Annotated in this window: 14 protein-coding genes; 11 read left to right on the top strand and 3 right to left on the bottom strand. The window is 70.1% G+C overall.

All coding sequences use genetic code 11. From position 1 onward, the window contains the following. Positions 1–42 precede the first annotated feature (42 nt). From RN743_RS02750 to RN743_RS02710, 9 genes are all read left to right on the top strand, one after another. Positions 43–1,056 (top strand): hypothetical protein, encoded by a 1,014-nt coding sequence (locus RN743_RS02750; RefSeq protein WP_310776016.1) that lies wholly within the window; start codon positions 43–45, stop codon positions 1,054–1,056. Between the two features lie 85 nt (positions 1,057–1,141). After that, on the top strand, positions 1,142–2,254 hold the full coding sequence (locus RN743_RS02745) for a hypothetical protein (RefSeq protein ID WP_310776013.1): 1,113 nt from the start codon (positions 1,142–1,144) through the stop codon (positions 2,252–2,254). After that, the gene (locus tag RN743_RS02740; protein ID WP_310776011.1) at positions 2,251–3,477 is read left to right on the top strand and encodes a hypothetical protein; all 1,227 of its coding nucleotides are present in this window, start codon (positions 2,251–2,253) and stop codon (positions 3,475–3,477) included. Before RN743_RS02745 ends, RN743_RS02740 begins: the two co-directional genes overlap by 4 nt. 244 nt (positions 3,478–3,721) lie before the next feature. After that, entirely contained in the window at positions 3,722–4,918 is a 1,197-nt protein-coding gene (locus tag RN743_RS02735; protein WP_310776009.1) for a hypothetical protein, read from the top strand. Further along, entirely contained in the window at positions 4,915–6,063 is a 1,149-nt protein-coding gene (locus RN743_RS02730; RefSeq protein WP_310776006.1) for a 6-bladed beta-propeller, read from the top strand. Before RN743_RS02735 ends, RN743_RS02730 begins: the two co-directional genes overlap by 4 nt. 12 nt (positions 6,064–6,075) lie before the next feature. Beyond that, positions 6,076–7,284, top strand: a complete 1,209-nt coding sequence (locus RN743_RS02725; RefSeq protein WP_310776004.1) for a hypothetical protein — start codon at positions 6,076–6,078, stop codon at positions 7,282–7,284. Next, positions 7,281–8,537 carry a hypothetical protein gene (locus RN743_RS02720; protein ID WP_310776002.1) on the top strand — a complete coding sequence of 419 codons (1,257 nt, stop codon included), beginning with the start codon at positions 7,281–7,283 and terminating at the stop codon, positions 8,535–8,537. The genes RN743_RS02725 and RN743_RS02720 overlap by 4 nt, the downstream gene beginning before the upstream one ends. Positions 8,538–8,629: 92 nt before the next feature. After that, the gene (locus RN743_RS02715; RefSeq protein WP_310776074.1) at positions 8,630–10,951 is read left to right on the top strand and encodes a DUF2723 domain-containing protein; all 2,322 of its coding nucleotides are present in this window, start codon (positions 8,630–8,632) and stop codon (positions 10,949–10,951) included. After that, positions 10,893–13,250, top strand: a complete 2,358-nt coding sequence (locus RN743_RS02710; protein WP_310776000.1) for a DUF2723 domain-containing protein — start codon at positions 10,893–10,895, stop codon at positions 13,248–13,250. Before RN743_RS02715 ends, RN743_RS02710 begins: the two co-directional genes overlap by 59 nt. Before the next feature lie 6 nt (positions 13,251–13,256). Here the strand turns inward: RN743_RS02710 and RN743_RS02705 are convergent, their stop codons facing one another. Then, positions 13,257–13,733 (bottom strand): DUF2269 family protein, encoded by a 477-nt coding sequence (locus RN743_RS02705; protein ID WP_310775998.1) that lies wholly within the window; start codon positions 13,731–13,733, stop codon positions 13,257–13,259. A 104-nt stretch (positions 13,734–13,837) separates the two neighbouring features. Between RN743_RS02705 and RN743_RS02700 the strand changes: the two genes are divergently transcribed. Beyond that, positions 13,838–15,235: an FAD-linked oxidase C-terminal domain-containing protein gene (locus tag RN743_RS02700; protein ID WP_310775996.1), complete on the top strand. Its 1,398-nt coding sequence runs from the start codon at positions 13,838–13,840 to the stop codon at positions 15,233–15,235. Further along, the gene (locus tag RN743_RS02695; RefSeq protein ID WP_310775994.1) at positions 15,232–16,746 is read left to right on the top strand and encodes an amidohydrolase family protein; all 1,515 of its coding nucleotides are present in this window, start codon (positions 15,232–15,234) and stop codon (positions 16,744–16,746) included. The genes RN743_RS02700 and RN743_RS02695 overlap by 4 nt, the downstream gene beginning before the upstream one ends. Here the strand turns inward: RN743_RS02695 and RN743_RS02690 are convergent. Beyond that, a complete protein-coding gene (locus RN743_RS02690) occupies positions 16,743–17,210 on the bottom strand; it encodes a hypothetical protein (protein ID WP_310775992.1) in 468 nt (155 codons plus the stop codon). The two genes, RN743_RS02695 and RN743_RS02690, sit on opposite strands and share 4 nt — an antisense overlap. After that, positions 17,207–18,673 carry an argininosuccinate lyase gene (gene argH / locus RN743_RS02685; protein WP_310775990.1) on the bottom strand — a complete coding sequence of 489 codons (1,467 nt, stop codon included), beginning with the start codon at positions 18,671–18,673 and terminating at the stop codon, positions 17,207–17,209. Before argH ends, RN743_RS02690 begins: the two co-directional genes overlap by 4 nt. Between the last annotated feature and the right edge of the window lie 25 nt (positions 18,674–18,698).

The raw sequence follows: 18,698 nt of genomic DNA, 5'->3' as shown, positions 1-18,698 counted from the left end.
CCGGGTGGTTGAGACCGAGACTCCTGGATGGGTGCGAATCCCATGAGACTCCGCCGCGTGGTGCCCGTCGCGGTCGTGCTCCTGGCCGTGACGGCGGCGCCGAGCCTGGGCCAGGTAATCGAGGGGCCCGACGGACCGGTCGAGTTCGTCGGGTTGCAGGAGTGGACCGCGCGCGAACTCTTCGACGCGATCCAGGAACTGGCCCCCGGCCAGCCCTTCCACGCCTGCGCGGCCGTCATGGAGCGCGACCTCGGATTCGCCGACGCGGCGGCCATGTCGTACCGCACCACGGGGTCCGACGAGGTCTACACAGTCGTAGTCGGCGTGGAAGACGCCACGCGCGTCCGCCCCCGCACGATCGGCAGCGACACCCTCGTCCTGCCGGAGGCCCTGGAAAGCCTGAAGGCGTTGGGGGAAGAGGACCCCGGGTTGCTGAGTCTGGCCGCCCAGGTGCTCTACGCACGGGCCGATGCCGACCGCACCGCCGAGGTGGCCGGGTGGACGGGAGTCGACGCCGAGGCCCTTGCCGAGGTGTGGAGCCTGCTCGACCGCGCGGATGGGAGGCGCGACGACCGCCTCGCTCTCGAACTTCTGGAGAGGGATTCCTCGTGGGAAACGCGCGAGATCGCCGCGTTCGTGCTCAGCAACTTCCCGGATCGCGACGCGACATGGCACGCGCTCGTCCTCTCCATGACGGATCCGGAGGGACGAGTCGGCGCAATGGCCGGCGGCGTGCTCCGGGGGCTGACCGCCTCCGGCGAGTCGCTGCGCCCGGTGGACTGGGCTCCGGCGGAAGAGCCACTGCTGGCGCTCTTCGACGGGACGAACCCGTGGCACTTCTCCACAACGCTGCGGGTTCTCGTCGCGACGGGCATCGCACCCGAGTTCGGCCGGCGGCTGGCCCGCGAACGACCCGACCTCCTGCTCGCCTACGCGGGAGCCGAGCACCGCGGGACGCGCGCGCCGGCCATCACCTTCCTCCAGGCCATCAGCGGCGAGGACTTCGGCACGGATGTCGAGGCCTGGGCCGAATGGATCCACGGCCAGCCGGACTGACGCGCAGGGACTGACGCGCAACCAAAGCCGCAGCTGACCGTGTCCCCGATTCAGCAAGACTGAACCGAATCTGGGGGAGAGCGTCATGCGTCAGTGGCTCCGTGCAGGTGTGTGCCTTCCACTCCTGACCCTTGTCGTCGCCTTCTTCGCCGCCTGCGTTCGGGATGACGCCGCGGGCCCGGGAGTTTTCACTCCGGAACTCATCAGCACGGCCGCCGTGCCGCTGAGCGAGAGCGAGGAAGTCGCGCTGCTCGCGGACGAGCGCACGGCCTGCCTCATCGACTCCTACGAAGGGCAGATCCGCTGCGTGACGAGGGAAGGCGGCGTCGTCGGAGTCTTCGGGCGCGAGGGCGAAGGTCCCGGCGAGTTTATCGATCCCGCGTATCTCGCGCGCGGCGAGGCGGGAACCGTCGGCGTGGTGGATACCGACCTGGGCCGCTTCACGGTCTTCGAGCCATCGGGCGGCTGGGTGTCGGACATAATGCTGCCGGAGGTGTTTCAGCCCTTCCCGTCCTTCGGCGCCGCGGTTTCGGGCGTGTCGCTGGACTTCATGGTGATGCTCGGCCGGATGTCCGGATCGCTGATGACCCGGTACGACGTGGACCTCGCCTCCGGGGAAGTCCTGCGGCAGGAAGAGTCGCCGCCCGGGCCGTGGGACGTCGACTGCGAGCAAGTTGTCCACGGCATCCCGGACCCGGCCGGGGGCTGGGCGTTCGTGGCCTGCGAAGGGCACCTGATCTTCGTCGGCGGCACCGGCGACGCTACCGTGCTCCGCGCCCCGCTGTACGTCCCGGAACTCCCGAACGAGCAGGACGTGGCCCGGACGGAAGAGGAACTCCTGGCCCTGAACCGGTCTCAGGGTCTGCCGCGCACGCCCGCCACCGACGAGGCGTTGGAGCGCTACCGCGCCACTCCGAAGAACTACTACCTGCGCGCGGGCGAGCAGTTGTTCGACGCCGCCAACCGCTACTGGATCGCCACCCAGCGCGACCAGCACGAATGGTCCTGGCTGGACGTGTACGAGAATGCCGCATACCTCGGGTCGGTGCGGGTCCGCGACCGGCTCCGCGCCTTCGACATCCTGGGCTCGACCCTGGTCGTGCTGGTCGACCGGCAGGTCGGCCCGGACGATGGCGACGGGCTTCCCGATCGAGCCCTCGACTGGTACGACATCGCCGACTTGCCCTTCGCCCGGTGATGCACCGCGCACAGCCGCTGAGCCGCATACTCACGCCGAGCCGCATACCGGTCCTGGCGGCGGTCTTCGTCGCCTGCGGGGGGGAGCCCCGGCTTACCGACGACATCGCGGTCCAGGTCCGGGACAGCGCCGGCGTGCGGATCGTCGAGTATGCCGGCCGGCCGGAGGGCGAGGCGCCCTTCGCCCTCGCGGCGGAACCGCGGTACCGGCACGGGGCGAACCCCGGCGACTTCGAATTCCAGTTCATCGACGCCGGCCGGCTCATGCCGGATGGAAGCGCCGTCGTCGCCTGGTACAGCGGCATGGTCGTCCTGAGCCCGGACGGCACGACGCACGAGGTGCTCGCCACCGCCGGAGAGGGACCGGGCGAGGTCATCTCCCCCCACGCGGTGTTCGTCCTGGGCCGGGACAGCGTCCTCGTGCCCGATGATCGTCTGTCCCGCCTGACGCTCTTCGTCGGCGACTCGGTCGCGCGCATCTCGAGCCTCCCTCGGGCGGGGCACTTCGGCGTGGCCGGGATCGGTGCATCCGGCGAGCTGCTGCTCTGGAACCGACACCCCGCCAGTCTCTGGATCGATATCGACACCGAGTGGCTCGCCGGGCACATGACCGTGTTCGATATCGAAACCGGCGCTCTCGACACCGTCGCGTCGTACGACCACTTCCCGAGTCAGCGGTCGGGGGAGGAATCCCCGATCATCCGGTCCATGGGCGAGGTCACGGTGGCCGCGGGGCAGTTCGTCTACACCCGATCCGACCGACCCGAGATCACCTGGCGCCTGCCTGACGGCACGGTCACCCAGATCGTGCGCTGGCGGCCCGAGCCCAACCTGCTGGCCGCGGAACTCCTGGAGCACGGCGAGCCCTACATCCGGGTGCTCTACCGCCGGAATCGTGTAGGGTCCGAAGCTCGGCGCGAGGATCTCATCCAGGAAGCCATGGCCGAGTATCGCGCCATGATCGGCCAGCCGGTCCCGTTCTTCGGCACCCCCTTCGCCGATGCCGACGGCAACGTATGGCTGCCCTCCTACCGCCCCGCCTACCCCGAAGAGGGCTCCCCTTACACCGTCATCTCCCCCGACGGCGAGTGGCTGGGACAGGTAGAGACCCCACTCCGCTTCCGAATCCTCGACGTAACCGAGGGGCTCGTCCTGGGAGTCCTCCGCGACCACCTGGACGTAGAAAGCGTCACCGTCTACGAGCTGATCCCAAGAACTCGGTAGGCAACGCCGGCCAGCGTCACCCGAGGTCCGCTCGGGCTCCGCGCAACCAAGGCGTCGTTGATCGTGTCTCCGGTTCGGTGCGGCTGAACCGATTCCGCCTTCCTTCCCTGGACACGTCATGACAATCCGAATCGCGCGAACGATGCGGACGCCTGGCAGCCCGTGGCAAAACCCTGCGTCAGCGCCGAGAGCGGCGAGGCGCAATCGCCGCTCGAACGCAGCAGGGGGTTTGCCACGGGCTGCCTTGGCCACGCCCGCGCTCATCCTCGGCTCCCTCTCTGTGGTGTGCTCTGTGGCGTGCGGCGGCGGCGACGGCGGCCAGCAGAGCACGGTGCGGGACAGCGCCGGGGTCACGATTGTCGAGAACCAGCGGCCTCCGCTCGACTCGCGGCTGGGGTGGCGGGTCGGCCTGCAAGCCACCGTGTCGATCGGGACGGCGGAGGGTGACCCTGCCTACGAACTCTTCCGCGTCGGCGGCGCGATGCGGCTCTCGGACGGACGGATCGTGGTCGCCAACGCGGGCACCGGCGAGCTTCGCGTGTACGACCCGAGCGGCCTCCACCTCGCCTCATGGGGAGGCCAGGGCGACGGTCCCGGCGAATTCGGAGCCATGGCTCCGAGCGGACTGGAACCGTGGCCGGGCGACTCGCTGATGGCCAGAGATCCGTTCAGCGGCCGGATCTCCATCTTCTCCACGGATGGAACGTTCGGCCGCGCTCTCAGGCTGGAGGGCGGCTACCAGTCGGTCGTCGGACCGCTGCCCGACGGGAGCGTCTTCGCCGCCACGCTCACGACGTTCGAGCGCGGTGAGCCGGGCACCTCGGAGATCATCCGACCGGATGTGGAGTACGGCATCCTCCGAGCGGACGGGAGCGTGCAGCGGGACCTGGGCGCGTACCGCGGATCGGAACTGTACATGGTGAACACGGTCGACGGATCGCCTTTTCCCCGCCCCTATCCCTTCAGTCGCAATGCGTACCCGCTCGTCTGGGCGGATCTGGTCGTCATAACCACCAACGACCGGTACGAGATCCGCGCGTACCGGCCCGATGGGTCGCTCGCGAGGATCGTCCGCCGCGACCACGAGGCCCGCGCGCCGACCCGGGGCGACCTGCGCGACTACGTCGCCCGGCAGAACCCCGACCGGCCCGAGGCGCTGGACGCGGTCGGCGACATGCCGCTCGTCGAGGCGTTCCCCGCCTTCGCCGAAGTGCGCGTCGACCGGCTGGGATACCTCTGGGTCCGGGAATACCGACTTCCGGGAGAGGAGCACCGGCTGTGGACCGTGTTCGCTCCGGAGGGCCGCGCCCTCGGGCTGGTCGAGATGCCCGGGAGCTTCCGCGTCAGAGAGATCGGCGAGGACTACATCCTCGGCACGCGGACCGACGACCTCGGCATCGAATACGTCGAGTCCTGGCCCCTCGACCGCTCCGGCTCGTGAAGCCCGCAATCCCGGTCGCGGGCGCGCTGCTCGCGGGCGCGCTGCTCGCGGGCGTCGCCGCGTGCGCGGATGAGGATGAACGCCCCGCTCCGCCGCCCGATATCCCGGTCTTCGAGGGGGTGATCGACCTCGAGATCGGCGAGGTCGAGGGGGAAGATCCCTACCTGTTCACAAGAATCGGCTCGGTGGTGGCGGACGACCGCGGGCGGGTGATCGTCGCGGACTACCAGACGCACGAGGTGCGGGTGTTCGAGGCGGACGGGCGCTTCGCCTTCCGTCTGGGAGGCCAGGGGGACGGTCCCGGCGAGCTGACGAACCCCTGCTGCATGACGTTCGGGCCCGAGGGTCTCCTGTGGGTGCGGGAGAGCGCCCGCTACAGCGCGTTCTGGCTAGGCGAGGACGGGGCGGAGTACGCGCGCAGCCTGAGGAGCGTCAACGCCTCCTTCAACCTCGTCGCTCCGGTCACCTTCGACGCGGAGGGCCGCGTCGTGGATCTCGGCACGATGGCCGGCGAGACCCGGCTCACGCGCTTCCACCTGGGTCCGGGCATGGCCGTGGACACGGTTCCGATGGCGACGGCCGACGAGCAGGCCACCGGCTTCAGCCCGGTCGACATCAGGATAGGCGACCAGGCTGCCACCTTCTACGTCTACCAGCCCTTCGGTCCGCTGTGGATTCACGGGCACGGGCCGGGCGGCTGGTGGGCCACGGCCGTCAACTCCGCCTACGCGATCGCGCTCCACCACCCCGACGGGAGCACGTCGCGTATCGAAGCGCCGCTGCGGGGACCGGAGTTGAGCCCGGATGAGCGCCGCCGCGCCCAGGCCCGGATCGACCAGGAGAAGGAGAGGTTCGACCTGCGCGACCACCCGTTCGGGGTCCCCGACCGCAAGCCGGTCCTGGCCGAACTCTTCTTCGACCGCGCCGGCCGGCTGTGGGTGGAGAAGACCGGGGTCGACGGAGATGAGATGCGCGAGGCCGATGTCTACCGCGAGGGCACGCTGGAGGCCCGATACCGCTGGCCGCGCCGCGTCGAACACCTCGCGTATCCCGCCTGGGCCACCGAGACGGAACTCTACGGCACGACGCGCGACTCCCTCGACATCTGGCGCGCCGCCCGCGTCCGCTTCACCCGAATCCCGTAGCGGGAGGAACGCGTGAACAACGTCCGGAAGACAACGATCCTGGCGGCTGCCGCCCTGGGGATCTGGTGCGACCCCGCGTCCGGCGACTCGCTTCAGGACTTCCAGGTGCGCGACAGCGCGGGCATCCAGATCGTCGAGAACCGCGGAGACATCCCCGAGTTCGTCCTGCCGGGGCCGGCGACGCTCCGGCTGGGAAGACAGGACGGTCCGCCCGAATACCAGATGTTCCGCGTCCCCGACGCCGTTGAACTGGACGACGGATCCGTCGTCGTCGTGAGCCAGATCGAGCCCCTGATCCGGATATTCGCCGCAGATGGCACGCTCCGGGCGCACTTCGGCTCGCTCGGCGAAGGCCCGCGCGAATTCGGTCTCCCGCAGAGGGTGTGGAAGGCGGGGGCGGACTCCCTCGTCATCTATGACTGGCGCAATCGACGGCTCGCCTACTGGACCGCGGGCGGGAGCTTTCTCTCGGTGAACCCGATGCGCCCGCTCCCGGCCGCCCCGCTGCCCGGCGGGCGCTTCCGGGACGGGAGCGTGCTCGTCACCAGCCTGCTGATGACGCGAGCGCGGGACTTCGCCTGGTCGCCGCTCATCGGTCTCCGCTACGCCGGGTCCGGAGCGCTCCGGGACACGGTGTTCAACGTCCCGGGATGGCACCTCGGACCCGTCGAAATCGCGGGGGAAACGCGGCTCATGCCCCGGCACTTCGAGGGTCTGGCCGGTGCGGCGGCCCTCGACGACGCCATCGCGCTGACGACGGGCAACGCGTACGAGGTCAGGATCCTCGATCCCGGCGGGCGCCTGACCCGACGGGTCCGCTGGACGGGGCGCGACCGGACCGTCAGGCGGGCGCATGTGGACGCGGCGCGGGAGGAGACGCTCCGAAGCGCGCCCCCCGAGGAGCGGCAGCAGGCGGCGAGGTTCTTCGACGCCGCGCCGGCCGCCGAGGAGTTCGGCACCGTGTCCGGACTCCGCGCCACCCCGGCCGGCGGCTTCTGGGTGCAGGAGTGGCGCCGCCCCGGGGATCCGGAGGGCGAGCGCTGGCTCGCGTTTGACGGCGCAGGGCGCCTTCTCGGCCGCATCGCGCTGCCCGCGAGCGCCAGGCTGACCCGTGTCGGCGAGCGGCATCTCATCGTCATCGAGCAGGACGAACTCGACATCGAATACGTCTCCCTCTACCCCCTTCCCACGGCGCTGCAGGATATTGGAGAACGTATGTGAGACCCCGGAATCCGGAGCGGCACACCATGCGGCACGCCATGCGGAACATCGTTCGCACCGCGTTATTCGCGACGGCGGCCTCTTTCGCTGCGTACGGCGGCGTAGAGGGGGCGAGCGCCGGTCTTCAGACGGTCGTGCGGGACAGTGCGGGCGTGACGATCGTGGAGAACGAGGCGCCCGCGGCGGACTCGCGGCTCGGCTGGCGGATCGGGGCGGAGCCCGCGCTCTCGATCGGCGCCGTCGAGGGCGACCCGGCGTACGAACTGTTTCGGGTGGCGGATGCGACCCGGCTGCCGGATGGAAGGATCCTCGTCGCCAACACGGGTTCCGGCGAACTGCGGGCATTCGACGGCTCCGGCACCCACCTGCAATCCTGGGGCGGGGAGGGCGAGGGGCCGGGGGAATTCAGCCGCGGTGCGCCCTCCGGGGTCGGGGCTTGGCCCGGCGATTCCATCTCCGCCTCGGACAGGGGCGCGAGACGGTTCACCGTCTTCGACGCGAACGGCGAACTCGGCCGCACCTCCCGGCTGCCGGATCCCTACCAGAGCCTGGCCGGAGTTCTGCCGGACGGGAAGCTGGTCGTCGTCTCCTCATCCGGGTTTCGCTTCACCGGCGGCGAGTTTCCGGACGGCCTGTCGCGGCGGGAGGTGGAGTACGCGGTCGTCGAACCGGACGGCGGCGTGCATGCGACGCTGGGCACGCATCCCGGCAGCGAGTGGGCGGCCAGTGCCGAAGACATGTCCGTCCGGCCGCACCCCTTCGGCCGCAACCCGATCTCCGCCGTGTGGGGCGACCTGGTCGTGCTGGGCACGAACGACCGCTACGAATTCCGCGCCCACGCCACCGACGGCCGGCTGGCGAGGATCGTGCGGCTGGAGCACGAGGCCAGGCGCCCGACCCGCGCGGACCTGGACGCCCATTTCGCCCGGCGGTACGAGAACCTGTCCGGGCCGGAACGGTCCGCCGCGCTGGCCGACGTGGCCGACATGCCGCTGACCGACGCCTTCCCGGCCTTCACCAGCATCCGCGTGGACGAACTCGATCATCTCTGGGTCGAGGAATACCGCCGCGCCGGCGAAACGCGCCGCATCTGGACCGTATTCGACCCCGCGGGCCGGGTCCTCGGCCGCCTGGAGACCCCGCCGGGCCTGCGCATCTTCGAAATCGGCCCCGACTACCTCCTCGGCGCCACCTACGACGAATTCCAGATCGAATACGTCCAACTCTGGCCCCTCACCCGCTCCAACCCCTGACGGCCCGCCGGCGGCTCGCTCCCGTTGCGGCCGGGGGCTAGTTTCGGCGCGCCACGCGAACCTCGGGAACGGAGCGGCGTAATACCGGCGTGATGAACGGCATCGAGCGCGAGAAGGTCGGTCCGCTGACGTTGCGTCTGTGGGGGCTGTTGACGGCCCTCGCCGTGTGGTCGCTCTACCTGCTGACGATCGCGCCGACGACCGGGTTCTGGGACACGTCCGAGTACGTGACGACGGCGCACATCCTCGGGCTGCCGCACCCGCCGGGGAACCCCGGCTTCGTGCTCGTGGGGCGGGTGTGGTCCACGCTCCTCGAGTTCACGGGACTCCCCGTCGCGCTCCGCATCAACATCCTCAGCGCCACCCTCTCCGCCGGCGCGAGCTTCTTCTCCTTTCTCGCCGTGGCGCGCATGGTCGCGCACTTCCGCGAGAACCGGCACGAGATCCTCGTGGCCTCGATGGTCGCGGTGTGGATCGGGGCCACCGCCTTCACCGTGTGGACCCAGTCGAATCTGAACGAGAAGGTCTACACGCTGTCGCTCTTCGTCGTGTCGCTCGTGAGCTACCTGACGATGCTGTGGGTGGACGAGGCGGACACCGCGCGCGGGAACCGGCTGCTCGTGCTCATCGCGCTCCTGCTCGGGCTGGGCTGGTCGAACCACACCATGTCGCTGCTGCCCGGCCCGGCGCTGGCGCTCTTCGTGCTCCTCCACCGCTGGCGCGCCGCGCTCAACCCCCGCGTCCTCGGGCTCGCCGTGGCGCTGTTCGCGGTCGGCTACTCCGTGCAGCTCCTCTTCGTCCCCATCCGGTCGGCGCAGAACCCGATTATCGACGAGGCGGACCCGGAGTGTACCTCGCTCGTCTCGGCGGTCACCCCGAAGGTGATCGAAGACCGCTTCGGCAACACCAAGTTTTCGGTCGCGTGCGAGCCGCTGGCCCTGTCGCTGATCCGCGACCAGTACGGCCCGGGGCCGATCACGCAGCGCCAGGCCCCGATCTCCGCCCAGTACGCGAACTACTGGCAGTACTTCGACTGGCAGTGGGCCCGCTCGCTGCCGCCGGCCGGCCGGGTCGCCGCGAGCATGCTCTTCCTCTTCCTCGCCCTGGTCGGTCTCTGGACCCACTTCAGGAGCGACCGGAAGACCTTCGTCTACGCGGGCACGCTCTTTTTCACGGTCACGCTGCTGCTCGTCTTCTATCTCAACTTCAAGTACGGCTACTCGCTGTACCTGGAGGAGGTGCCGAACATCCTCCTGCACGAGGTCCGGGAGCGCGACTACTTCTACATCATCGGCTTCCAGTTATGGGGGATCTACGCCGGGTTGGGACTCGTCTCCCTGTGGGGCAACTGGCACGCCCAGGCACCGCGGAAGAGTGCCGTGCCCCCGGACCGGACGCGCCTCCCGCGGGAGCGCCCGTCCGGGTTCGGCGCGCGGCACCGGAGGGCGGCGCCGATCCTCGCCGTCGCCTTCGTCCCCTTCCTCTTCAACTTCGCGCGCGCGGACCGGTCGGAGGACACGGCGGCCCGCGACTGGGCGTACAACATCCTGCAGTCGGTCGAGCCGTACGCCGTGCTGTTCACGAACGGGGACAACGACACCTTCCCCCTCTGGTACCTGCAGGAGGTGGAGGGGATTCGGAGGGACGTGACCGTCATCGTCCACTCCTACCTCGGGACGAACTGGTATCCGAAGCAGTTGCGGTCGCTGACGACACCGTGCGAGCCGGGCGTGTCGGCGGCGGATTCCCCGACGACCATCGTGTGCCAGCGCCCCTTCGACGCGGCCAACGCGGCGAGCCCCTACGTGGACGCGGCGGCGCCGGCTCCGACGCGCTCGATCATCGCCCTCAGCGACGCGCAGATCGACGGCCTCGCGCCGGGCATCGCCGTCGCCCGCGACACGGCGTTCAGCGTCTCGAGCGCGGTGACGGCGGCCGTGCGCGGCGGCGACTCGATCCTGTACCCCGACATCCTCGTGTTCCACATCATGCAGCAGTCGCTCGGGGACCGGCCGGTCTACTTCGCGGCCACCGCCCCGCCCGTGTACGGGAAGTGGGGGCTGCAGCCGCACCTCGTCCGGCACGGGCTCGCCTTCAAGCTCGTGAACGAGCCGCTGTCGGAGACGGAAGACCTCGTGAACCTGCGCGAGTACATGCCGAACACGATCTCGCCGACGTGGAACGACCGGGTCCGCACGGCGGAACTCCTGTGGGAGGTGTTCGAGGTCGAAGACGTGCTGGAATGGGAGGAGTGGCCCGAGCCATCCACGCAGTCGAGCATCCCGGCCCAGTACTACCTCGCGTATTACCTGCAGGGGATGACGGAGGAGCACCTCGGCAACGCGGAAGCCGCCGATGAGGCGTACACGCGCGCCGACCAGTTCGGGCGGCTCGCGGGACTCGGCGTGCCGTAGCCGTGAGCGCGCCGTAGCCATGGGCGGGATCGAACGGGGGAAGGTCGGGCCGCTGACGATGCGGGTGTGGGCGCTGCTGACGGCCCTCGCCGTCTGGGCGCTCTACCTCCTGACCCTCGCACCCACGACCGGCTTCTGGGACGCGTCGGAGTACGTGACCACCGCCCACATCCTCGGGCTCCCCCACCCGCCCGGGAACCCGCTGTTCGTCGTCGTCGGCCGCACGTGGGACGTGCTGACGGCCTTCACCGGCCTCCCCGTCGCGCTCAGGATCAACGCGCTCGGCGCCACGCTCTCCGCCGGAGCGAGCTTCTTCTGGTTCCTGGCCGTCGTCCGCATCGTCGGGCGCTTCCGAGAGCATCGGCAGGAGGTGCTGGTCGCCGCCATCGCCGCCGTGTGGATCGGGGCCACCGTCTTCACCGTGTGGACCCAGTCGAACCTCAACGAGAAGGTCTACCCCCTCTCGATGTTCGTCGTGGCGCTCGTGAGCTACCTCGCCATGGTCTGGATGGAGCAGGCGGACACGGCGCGCGGGAACCGGCTCCTCCTGCTCATCGCGCTCGTCCTCGGCCTCGGGTGGGCGAACCACACCATGTCGATGCTCCCGGGGCTGGCGCTGGCCGCGTTCGCGCTCCTGCACCGCTGGCGGGCGGTGCTGAACCCGCGCGTCCTGGGGCTCGGCGCGGTGCTGCTCGCCGTGGGCTACTCCATGCAGTTCCTCTTCGTCCCCATCCGCTCGGCGCAGAACCCGATCATCGACGAGGCGGACCCGGAGTGCCCTTCGCCCGTCTCGGCCGTCACGCCGCGGCGGATCGACGACCGGCACGGACAGAGCAAGCTCGCCGTGGCGTGCGAGGCGCTCGCCCTCTCGCTGATCCGCGACCAGTACGCCCCGCCCCCGATCGCCCAGCGCCAGGCACCGCTCTCGGCCCAGTACGCGAACTACTGGCAGTACTTCGACTGGCAGTGGGCGCGCTCGCTGCCCCCAGGCGGCCGGCTCGCCGCGAGCATCCTCTTCCTCTTCCTCGCGCTGGTCGGCCTCTGGACCCACCTGCGGAAGGACCGGAAGACCTTCGTCTACGGGGGGACGCTCCTCTTCACCGTCACGCTGCTGCTCGTCTACTACCTCAACTTCCGCTACGGCTACTCGCTCTACCGGGAGGAGGTGCCGAACGTCCTCCTGCACGAGGTCCGCGAGCGGGACTACTTCTTCATCATCGGCTTCCAGTTGTGGGGGATCTACGCCGGGCTGGGACTCGCCGCCCTGTGGGGACGGTGGACCGCATCCCGCGAGCCGAGCGCCCTGCCGGCCGGGTTCGGTCCCCGGCACCGGAAGGCGGCTGCGCTCCTCGCGCTCGGCCTCATCCCCTTCTTCTTCAATTTCGGCCAGGCCGACCGGACCGGGGACCACGCGGCCCGCAACTGGGCGTACAACATGCTGCAGTCGGTCGAGCCGTACGCCGTGCTCTTCACCTACGGCGACAACGACACCTTCCCGCTCTGGTATATGCAGGAGGTGGAGGGGCTCCGGCGCGACGTCACGGTCATCGTCCAGTCGTACCTCGGGACGGACTGGTACCACAAGCAGTTGCGGCGGCTGACGAAGCCGTGCGAGCCAGGCGAGTCGCCGGAGGATTCCCCCACGACGGTCGTGTGCCAGCGGCCGTTCGATCCGGAGACGGCGGCAGATCTGTACGCGGAGATGACCGTGACGCCGCCGACGCGCTCGGCCATCCCCCCGCCGGGCCCGGAGATCGACGACCTCTCGCGGGAACAGCGGATACCCGAAGACTCGACCTATCGGCTCTCGGATCGGATCACGGGCCCGCTGCGGGCGGGCGACGTTTTCCTGCCGGGCGAACTCCGGGTCCTGCAGATCGCGCGGCAGGCGCTGGGGGACCGGCCGGTCTACTTCGCGTCGACGGCCGGGGCCGTGTACGGGAAGTGGAGGCTGCAGCCGCACCTGGTCCGGCACGGGCTCGCCTACAAGCTCGTGGACGGGCCGCTCGAGGAGTCCGGGCCGCTCGTCGACCTGGGCGAGTACCTGGGGGGCTCGGGGTGGCCGGCGTGGCACGACCGGGACCGCACCGGCGCACTGCTGGAGGACGTGTTTCTCGTCGACGATATCCTGGCCTGGGACCGGTGGCCGGATCCCTCCACGAGGTCGAACATCCCCGGCGTGTACTACATGGCGCACGCCTCCCAGGGGATTTCCGAGGAGTTGAGCGGCGATCCGGACGCGGCCGAATGGGCCTACCGGCGCGCGAACCACTTCGCGCGGCTCGCCGACTCCGACTGAACGCCGCTACATCGGGCGGATGGCGCCCAGCAGCGTGACGATCAGGATGAGGGCGCCGTTGATCGAGGCGACGATCGCGTTCGTCTTCCGGAACTTCACGAACGACGCGCTGGCCTCCCCCGCGTTGGCCGAGGCCTCGGCCGCCCGCGCGAGCCGTCCCGAGTTGGGGATCTGGACCGCGACCGCGAGCGCAAAGGCGATGAGCCCCAGCACCTGCATCTGAAACTGCCAGTGCGGCGTGAGCCGGAAGACGCCGTATCCGCCGAGCCCGGCGAGGCCGAAGCCGGAGATCGTGGTCAGCAGCATCCCGATGAGGCCGGGGCCCCTGAGCAGCCGGTGGCCGGCGCGATAGATGAACGCGATCACGTTCCGGTCGCCGGTCTTGTTGGCCCGGACGCCGAGGATCGCGAGCGAGAAGGTGACGCCGAACCACAGCGCCAGCCCGATCAGATGCAGAAAGAGCATCACTCCACGCATGTCCATGGGGGCAAAGTCCGGGCGGCGTACACGCCGGTCAAGGGACCGCGCCCGGAATCGCCGTCCCCGGGGCGATTGACGCGGGACGGGCCCCGGCGGCAACGTCCGGCATGAGCACGATCGCGCACACGAAACGGTCCCCGCTCCCGCAAGCGCTCGAGAACGAACTTGAACGGACGTTCGGCGACCGGTTCACGACGGCCGAGGCGATGCGCCGCCAGCACGGCGAGGGCGAGTCGTTCCACGCGAACGAGCCGCCCGACGCGGTCGTCTTCCCGGACTCCACCGCCGAGGTCTCCGCCGCCGTGCGCGCCTGCCACCGGCACGCCATCCCCATGATCGGTTTCGGGGCCGGCACCTCGCTGGAGGGGCATGTCGCCGCGCGGCAGGGCGGGGTCACGATCGCGACGAGCGGCCTCGCGCGCCTCATCGAACTCAACCCCGAGGACATGGACTGCCGCGTCGAGGCGGGGATGACCCGCAAGGCGCTGGATCAGCACCTGAAGGGAACGGGCCTCTTCTTCCCCATCGACCCCGGCGCGGACGCGAGCCTGGGCGGGATGGCCGCCACCGGCGCCTCCGGGACGACCACGGTCCGCTACGGCACGATGCGCGAGAACGTGCTCGGCCTCACCGTCGTGCTCCCGGACGGGACCGTGATCCGCACCGGCGGGCGCGCCCGCAAATCCTCCGCCGGCTACGACCTCACCCGGCTCTTCCTCGGCTCCGAGGGCACGATCGGGATCATCACCGAAGTCCTGCTGCGGCTGCACGGCATCCCGGAGGCGATTGCGTCGGCGGTGTGCTCTTTCCCGACGCTGGCCGCCGCGGTGGATGCGGTCATCTACACGATCCAGAGCGGCGTGCCGGTCGCGCGCGTCGAACTCCTCGACGACGTGCAGATGGACGCGGTGAACCGGTATTCCGACTTCGACTACCCGGTGCGCCCCACGCTCTTCTTCGAGTTCCACGGGTCGGCCGCCGGCGTAGAGGAGCAGTCGACCGAAGTCGGTCTCATCGCGAAGGAACTCGGCGGGACTGATTTCGAGTGGGCCACGCGGGCCGAGGACCGCTCCCGGCTGTGGGCGGCGCGGCACGAGGCCTACTACGCGTCGCTCGCCCTCCGTCCCGGAGCCCGGGGGTGGGCGACGGACGTCTGCGTCCCGATCTCCTCGCTCGCCGACTGTCTGCTCAAGACCCGCGAGGACATCGACGCGGAGGGGCTGCTGGCGCCGATCGTCGCGCACGCGGGAGACGGCAACTTCCACGTTCTCTTCATCATCGACCCGGAGGATGAGGAGGAGATGGCGCGCGCGAAGCGGGTGAACGCACGCATGATCGAGCAGGCGATCTCGGTCGGGGGCACCTGCACCGGCGAACACGGGGTTGGCTACGGGAAGGTCCCCTACATGCGGGCGCAGCACGGAGAGGCCGTCGACGCCATGCGTTCGATCAAAGAGGCGCTCGACCCGAAGGGCCTCATGAACCCCGGAAAGGTAGTCGCATGAAGATCGACAACCGCGGGAAGTTCCGAGCGGCGTCGCTGGCGGCCTTCGCCTTCGCGGCGTGCGCGTCGCCCGAGCGTTCCCCCGGAACCGGGGACGCGGCCGCCGGGGCGGAAGGGGTCGCGGACCTCGTCATCCTCGGCGGCCGCGTCATGGACCCGGAGACGCGACTCGACGCCGTGCACGATGTCGCGGTCGCCGGCGGACGCATCGCGGCCATCGCCGAAGGGGGCCTCGCGGGGCGGGACACGATCGACGCCACCGGCCTCGTCGTCGCACCCGGCTTCATCGACCTGCACGCGCACGGACAGGACACAGTGAGCGCGAAGCTCCAGGCGCTCGACGGCGTGACGACGGCGCTCGAGATGGAGATCGGCGTGTACCCTGTGGCCGAATGGGTCGCATCCCGCGAGGGGACGGCGCCCATCCACTTCGGGGCGACGGTGAGCCACCCGGGCGCGCGCACGAAGCTGATCGCGGGCTTCGATGTCGGCCACTCGGTGATGACGCCGCCGGGCGAACCCAGCCCCTTCGAGTTCGATGCGGTCTACGGAGCGATCGACGACGACCAGATGCTCGAACTGAACGGCCTCATCGCGTCGGGCCTGGAGGAGGGCGGGCTCGGGATCGGGTTCGGCATCACGTACACGCCGGGCGCCTCGAGGACGGAGATCTACCGCGTCTTCCAGCTCGCGGCCGCGCAGGGGGCGCCGGCCTACGTCCACATCCGGGGGGAGAACTCGGGCGGCACGCTCGGGGCCTTCCAGGAGGTGATCGCGAACGCGCTTGCGACCGGGGCCTCGCTCCACATCGTCCACATGAACTCGAGCGCCGATGAGTTGGCGCGCCTGACGCTGGAGATGATCCGCGGGGCGCGCGACCGGGGGATCGACATCACGACGGAGTCCTATCCCTATACCGCCGGCTCGACGCGCATCGAATCGGCCCTGTTCGACCCGTGGGAGGGCGGCACCGACGAGGAATACGGTCGCCTGCAGTGGTCGGGGACGCCGGAGCGGCTGAACGCGGAGAGCTTCCGGCGCTACCGGGAGGAGGGCGGCTGGGTCGTGATCCACGGGAGAAGCGAGGAGACGAACGAGTGGATCGTCGCACAGCCCGACGTGATCGTGGCCAGCGATGGGATCCCGTACCTGTACCAGGCGATCCACCCGCGCGGCGCCGGCACCTATTCGCGGGTGCTCGGACACTACGTGCGGGAGCGCGGCGCGCTGAGCCTGATGGACGCGCTCGCGAAGATGACGATCCTGCCGGCGCAGCGGGTCGAGGGCTTCGCCCCGGTGATGGCGCGGAAGGGCAGGGTCCAGATCGACGCCGACGCGGACATCGTCGTGTTCGATCCGGAGACGATCATCGACCGCGCGACGTACGCCGACCCGGCGGCCCCCTCCGAGGGCGTCCACTACCTGCTGGTTGAAGGCATCGCCGTGGTTCGCGACGGCGAACTCGTCCCGGGCGTCTACCCCGGCCGCCCCATAGTGAGCGGCGCCCGCTAGAGCTGGGCGAGGGATCTCAGGTCGTTGACGAGGGTGGACCGGGCCTCCGCGTCGCGGCACAGGACGAGGATCGTGTCGTCTCCGGCCACCGTCGCGAGGACGCCATCGAGGTCCGCCTCGTCGAGGGCGATCGCGACGGCGTTGGCGCAGCCGCTCAGGGTGCGGATGGCGAATAGCGCGTTGCCCGGGCCGATGTTCAGCGCCAACTCGCTCAGCGTCGCCGCCAGCATGCGCTGGGGGGAGGGCGGCGTTGTGTCCCGCCCCAGGCGGTGATACCGGGGGCCGCCGGAGTCGGACCGCTTCACGATGCCGAGGCGCCGGAGGTCCCGCGACAGCGTCGTCTGGGTGGTCGAGATCCCCTCTCGCGCGAGCGCCGCCACGAGTTCGATCTGGCTCCGGATCGGCCGGCTGCCGATGATGTGAAGGATCGCCCGCTCGCGGGTCCTGCGGCGCTCGCGCGTCATGCGAGCACCGCGTCCAGCAGCCGTTCCTCGAGGTGGGCGCGCCGGATGGGCGGATCGGTGCGCGCGTCGAGCCAGGATTCGAGCGCCCCCACCTCGCGGTCGACCTCCTGCAACTGCTCGAGCACGCGCCCCGGGGCTGGCCCGCCGGGCGAATCGTGCGCGGCGACGGCGGCATCCGGCCTCAGCGCGTCGTGCACGTCGTCACCCGCGGACGGACAGCAGGCCCTCAGCGTCTCAACGTCCAGGTCCCATAGTTCCACGCCGCGTTCTTCAGCCATCCGTACCGCCTCTCCCGCCTGGTGGTGCGCCCTCCGAAACGGGACGCCGCGGCGGACGAGATGGTCGGCGAGCTCGGTGGCGGTCAGCATCCCGCCCGCGAGCGCGGCCTCCATCGCGTCCGTCCGATAATTCACACCCCGCGCGACCGCAATCGCTGCGGCGAGGGACCAGTCCGCCGTGTCGAGCGTGTCGAACAGGCGTTCCTTGTCTTCCTGAAAGTCGCTGTTGAAGGTGAGCGGGAGACCCTTCATCAGTGCGAGCAGCGCCGTCACGTTCCCGATCGCCCGGGCCGATTTTCCGCGCAGGATCTCGGCCGCCTCGGGGTTCTTCTTCTGCGGCATGATGCTGCTGCCCTGCGCCACGGAGTCGTCGAGTTCGATGAACCCGAACTCCCGCGTGGACCAGAGCACGATCTCGTCCGCCCAGCGCGACAGGTGCACCGAGAGCACGGCGCACGCGTAGGCCGCGTCCAGCACGTAGTCGCGGTCGCCGACGATGTGCATGCTGTTGGCGAAGGTGCGGTCCAGCCCGAGCAGAGCGGCGCTTCGGGCCGGATCGATCGGGAACGACGTGCCGGCGAGCGCCCCGGCGCCGAGCGGCGACACGCCCGCCTGCCGGTGAGCCGCCCGGAGCCGTGCCGCGTCCGCGGCGAGCGCGGCCACGTGGGCGAGCAGGTGGTGCGCGAGGCTCACCGGCTGCCCCCGCTGGAGGTGCGTGTAGCCCGGCAGGAAGGTCTCGCGGAACGAAGCGGCCTGGCCGGTCAGCACGCGCTGCAGACCGGCGATGCCGGAGAGGATGTCCTCCAGGCGTTCGCGCACGTACAGCCGCAGCGCGACCGCCGTCTGATCGTTCCGGCTCCGCGCGGCGTGGAGCCGCTTGCCGGCATCCCCCACGCGCTCGACGAGCGTGCGTTCGATCCACGTGTGCACATCCTCGTCCGGGCCTTCGACCTCGAGTTCGCCGGTCTCCACCTCCCGGAGGATTTCCGACAGGCCGGACAGGATCAGATCGCTGTCGCTCCGGGAGAGGATCTCCGTCTCGCGCAGCATGCGGGCGTGCGCGAGGCTCGCGAGAAGGTCGTGCCGGACCAGCCGGCGGTCGAACGGCAGCGAGTTCGTGAATTCCTGGATCGCCGGATGCACGGGCGCCTCGAAGCGTCCTCCCCAGAGCATGTCATCCGGCATCAGAGCACATCGTCCGGCATGGGAG

This window comes from Candidatus Palauibacter scopulicola (assembly GCF_947581915.1).
Classification (GTDB): domain Bacteria; phylum Gemmatimonadota; class Gemmatimonadetes; order Palauibacterales; family Palauibacteraceae; genus Palauibacter; species Palauibacter scopulicola.
Note: the sequence above shows the minus strand (reverse complement) of the source record. Positions and strands in the feature narration are given on the sequence as shown.